2 protein-coding genes are annotated in these 1,975 nt (G+C 65.7%); both read right to left on the bottom strand.

What is annotated here, in order from left to right:
• The coding region (locus ACESMD_RS07180; RefSeq protein WP_372611708.1) for a twin-arginine translocation signal domain-containing protein at positions 1 to 165 on the bottom strand (165 nt) is incomplete at its 3' end.
• Between the two features lie 3 nt (positions 166 to 168).
• Positions 169 to 1,975, bottom strand: a 1,807-nt coding sequence (locus ACESMD_RS07175) for a 4Fe-4S binding protein (RefSeq protein WP_372611706.1), incomplete at its 5' end; no start/stop codon positions are given.

The following is a 1,975-nucleotide window of genomic DNA, read 5'->3' as shown; positions in this document are numbered from 1 at the left end:
CTCGCCGTTTTTGCTGGCGGCATGCGCCTTTTGGCTTTGCAGCAGGGCCGCGGCGCTGCCGAAGCCGCCGGCAAGCCCTGCGCCGGCGACGCCGACCACGCCGGTGTTGCGCAAGAAGTGGCGGCGCTCAATATTTTTTGGCGTGTTTGTCTTGTCATCACTCATGTCTTATTCCTCATTGTGGGTAGGGATGCGCTGCAGCGAGGCGCTGGTCGCGCCGGCAGCTGCGGGGTCGAAGGTTTGCGGGTTGCTGCTACCGGAAACCCGGGCCGCCTTCTCATAGCGCTTGCGTCGCTTGACCATCGGCGGGCAGCGCTGGTCGTCGTGGTAGGTGATCTGGCAGTCGAGACAGTAGTGGCATTCGTTGGCATTGATGCGCCCGTCGGGGTGGATGGCGCCCACCTCGCACTCCTGAGCGCAGATCTGACACGGTGTGCCGCAGCTGCCGCGGTGGCGCTTGAGCCAGTCGAACAGCCGCAGGCGGGAGGGAATGGCCAGGCCGGCGCCCAACGGGCAGACGTAGCGGCAGTAGAACTTGTGGTTGAACACCGAGATCGCCACCAGGGCCAGGGCGTAGAGCAGGAAGGCCCAGTCGCGCTGGAAGCGCAGGGTGATGGCGGTCTTGAAAGGCTCTACCTCGGCGTAGCGCTCGGCGGTGCCCAGCGAGTGCAGAGAGACGGCGAACAGCCCCAGCAAAATGATGTACTTCACCGCCCAGAGGCGCTCATGAAGGTCGAAGGGCACCTCGATCTGCTTGACGCCGAGCTTGCGGGCGGCCTTGTTGACCAGGTCCTGCAGGGCCCCGAAGGGGCACAGCCAGCCGCAGAAGACGCCGCGTCCCCACAGCAGCAGGCTGACCGCCACGAAGGACCAGAGGATGAACAGCAGCGGGTCGATCAGGAAGGAGGACCAGCTGAAGCCGGTGATCAGCGAGCTGGTGAAGGTGAGGATGTTGACCACCGAGAGCTGGGCCAGGGCGTACCAGCCGATGAACACCAGGGTGTAGACCAAAAAGCCCAGGCGCAGCGGGCGCAGGATGCGCGGGTAACGCACCAGCACGTCCTGGAACAGCATGATGCCGGTGAGGACCAGCAGGCCGGCGCCCAGTATGCCGATCTGGAAGGCCTTATCACGCCACACCTGTACCCAGATCGGCTCCTCCACCGGCGGGTCGGGCCGTTCGATGTAGGCCTCGGGAATGCTGTAGTCGGCGCTGAAGCGGCTGAACTCGGTGTCCAGCGGGCCCGAGGCGCGGCTCACCAGCAGCGCCAGCTGCCAGGGCCGGCCGGGGTCGAAGGCGGTGTCTCCGCGTACGATGAAGATATCGCGCTCGTCGAGCGCCGGCGCGCCCTCGATCGCCAGGTTGCCCAGCCGGATGTGGTCGCGGTCGTGGAAGCTGACGCTGGTGTTGCCCTGGGAGAGCTCGATACGATCGAAGATGCCGCCGCGCACATAGCCCGAACCCTTGAAGGAGTAGTCGCCGCGGCCCATCACGCCGATGGCGTGCTCGTTCTCGCCGAGCTCGGCCATCAGCTGCTCGTAGCCGGTGTCGCCCAGCAGGTTGCGGCCGGCGGTAGGCGGGTTCAGGTAGCTATAGTAGAGATCAATGAAGGTCCTGTCGGCGGGCTGCGGGGTGCGCAGGTAGTCCTCGGCGGGGGTGCCGACGAAGGAGTCGTCGACCTCGCCGTGGGTCAGGTGCAGTCGACGGATGGTGCCGTCGCCGGTCAGGGTCTGCCAATCGGCCGCCGCGAAGACATCCGGCTTGACGATAGCCGGCGGCTGAGCGGAGGGGTCGTCGATGATGCCGAGGGCGGCGGCGACCTCGCGGGCGGCACGCATGATGGTGTCGTTGACGACGATTACCGTGACCGTGGCGCCGGAGATGGCGTCCAGGTTGTCACCGATCTTGGGGTTATCGTTGACGCTGAAATTGGTATGGGCGTCGGCGAAATTCTGCAGCTTTCCCTCGGGGATG

This window comes from Halomonas sp., from assembly GCF_041689495.1.
Lineage (GTDB): Bacteria > Pseudomonadota > Gammaproteobacteria > Pseudomonadales > Halomonadaceae > Halomonas.
Note: the sequence above shows the minus strand (reverse complement) of the source record. Positions and strands in the feature narration are given on the sequence as shown.